The organism is Streptomyces alkaliphilus, assembly GCF_014141535.1.
Lineage (GTDB): Bacteria > Actinomycetota > Actinomycetes > Streptomycetales > Streptomycetaceae > Streptomyces > Streptomyces alkaliphilus.
The window spans coordinates 1-2,430 of sequence record NZ_VKHT01000784.1 but is presented as its reverse complement, the minus strand read 5'-3'; the positions used below and the strand labels follow the sequence as shown (position 1 = coordinate 2,430).

Annotated in this window: 1 protein-coding gene; it reads right to left on the bottom strand. The window is 72.7% G+C overall.

Features of this window, described 5'->3' with window-relative positions; genetic code table 11:
* Positions 1-2,430 (bottom strand): Rne/Rng family ribonuclease (locus tag FNQ90_RS19740; RefSeq protein WP_182607589.1); only part of this gene is annotated, 2,430 nt, incomplete at both ends.

Here is a 2,430-nt window from a genome sequence, read left to right as displayed (position 1 = left end):
CTCAGGGGTCTCAGGGGTCTCCGGGGCGGTCTCCGGCTCCGGTTCCGCGATCGCGGCGGGCTCGGCCGGCTCGGCGGGCGCGGCCTCGACCGCGGCCGTCGCCGTGACGGGGGCGGAGGCGCGACGACCGCCGCGCCGGCGGCGTCCGCCACGGCGCACGGACTCCTCGGCCTCGGCGATGCTGTGGTACAGCTCCTCGTCGGCCCGCAGCTCCAGGGGGCCCTCGTCGGCAACGACCGGTGCCTCCGCGGCGGGTTCGACGCCCGGCTCCACGACCACGGGCTCTTCCTCGTCCCCGGTGTCGCCCCCGGTCACCCCGGCCGCGGTCTCCGCCGCCTCGGCGGCGGCCCGCTGCTCGGCCTGCTTCTGCTTGCGGCGGCTCTTCTTCCCGCCACCGCCCTGCGAGGTCGGCTGTTCCATGTGGACGATGACGCCCCGGCCGTTGCAGTGCGCGCAGGTCTCGGAGAAGGACTCCAGGAGCCCCTGTCCGACCCGCTTGCGGGTCATCTGCACGAGTCCGAGGGAGGTCACCTCGGCGACCTGGTGCTTGGTGCGGTCACGTCCCAGGCATTCCAGGAGTCGCCGCATCACCAGGTCCCGGTTGGACTCCAGCACCATGTCGATGAAGTCGATGACGATGATGCCGCCGAGGTCGCGCAGTCGCAGCTGGCGGACGATCTCCTCGGCCGCCTCGATGTTGTTGCGGGTGACCGTCTCCTCGAGGTTGCCGCCCTGGCCGGTGAAGCGACCGGTGTTGACGTCGACCACGACCATGGCCTCGGTCCGGTCGATGACCAGGGAACCGCCGCTGGGCAGCCACACCTTGCGGTCCAGCGCCTTCATCAGCTGCTCGTCGATGCGGTGGCTCGCGAAGACGTCCACCTCCGAGGTCCAGCGCTGGAGGCGCGGGGCGAGGTCGGGGGCCACCCCGGTGACGTACTCGTGGATGGTCTCCCACGCCTCGTCGCCGCTGACGACGACCTTGGAGAAGTCCTCGTTGAAGATGTCGCGCACGACGCGGACGGTCATGTCCGGCTCGCCGTGCAGGAGGGTCGGGGCGTTGGTGCCCTTCTTCGCCTTGCGTTGGATGTCCTCCCACTGGGCGCGCAGTCGCTGCACGTCGCGGGTCAGCTCGTCCTCGGTGGCGCCCTCGGCGGCGGTGCGCACGATGACACCCGCGTCGTCGGGAACGATCTTCTTGAGGATCTGCTTGAGGCGGGAGCGCTCGGTGTCCGGGAGCTTGCGGCTGATGCCGGTCATCGAGCCCTGCGGCACGTAGACCAGGTAACGGCCGGGCAGCGAGATCTGGCTGGTCAGTCGGGCGCCCTTGTGGCCGATGGGGTCCTTGGTGACCTGCACCAGGACCGACTGGCCGGACTTCAGCGCGCTCTCGATGCGGCGCGGTCCGCCGCTCATGCCGAGCGCCTCGAAGTTGACCTCGCCGGCGTAGAGGACGGCGTTGCGGCCCTTGCCGATGTCGATGAAGGCGGCCTCCATCGAGGGCAGGACGTTCTGGACCTTCCCCAGGTAGACGTTGCCGACGTAGCTGGTGGCCTGTTCCTTGTTGACGTAGTGCTCGACGAGGATGTCATCCTCCAGCACGCCGATCTGGGTGCGTTCGCCGCTCTGGCGGACCACCATGACGCGCTCGACGGCCTCGCGGCGGGCGAGGAACTCCGCCTCGGTGATGATCGGCACCCGACGACGGCCCTGCTCGCGACCCTCGCGGCGGCGCTGCTTCTTGGCCTCCAGACGGGTGGAGCCCTTGATGGACTGCACGCCGTCGGAGCCGGTGTCGGCCTCCTCGCGGTCCCGCTTGCGGCGGGGTTCGCGAACCTTGACGACGGTGCGCTCGGGGTCGTCCTCGCCGGGGGCGGTCTCTTCGGTGTCGGCGTTCTCGCCGCCGCGGCGGCGACGCCGGCGACGGCGGCGGGAGCCGCCCCGGCCGGTCTCGTCGGTGCCGTCGTCGGCTCCGTCCTCGGGACCGTCGCCCTCGGCACCCACCTCGGCACCGTCGCCGTCCGCTCCGGTGTCGGTGCCCGTTCCGTCGGCGGTCTTCTCCGGGGTCTCCTCCGCGACCTCGGCGGCGGGCTCACCGGGCGCCCCGGGCTCGTCGTCGGTGTCCGGCTCGGCGATCCGAGGGGTGGCGTCCCCGTCCTCCGCGGACCGGGAGCGACCGGCGGTCTCGGCGGCGCGCTCGGCCAGTTCGCTGCGGCGACGGCGACGGCCACCGCGCCGGCGACGACGACCGGGGCGGTCGGCCAGGGTGTCGGAGTCGGCGTCGCCGTCCCGGGGGCCGTCGGGGCCCTCGTCGGCGGGGGTGGTGGCCTCGAAGTCCTCCTCGTCCCCGGGGCCCTCGTCGGAGAAGTCGTCGGCGCGGCCGGAGGCGGCCTCGGCTGCGGCCCGCTCGGGGGTCTGGAACATCGGGGC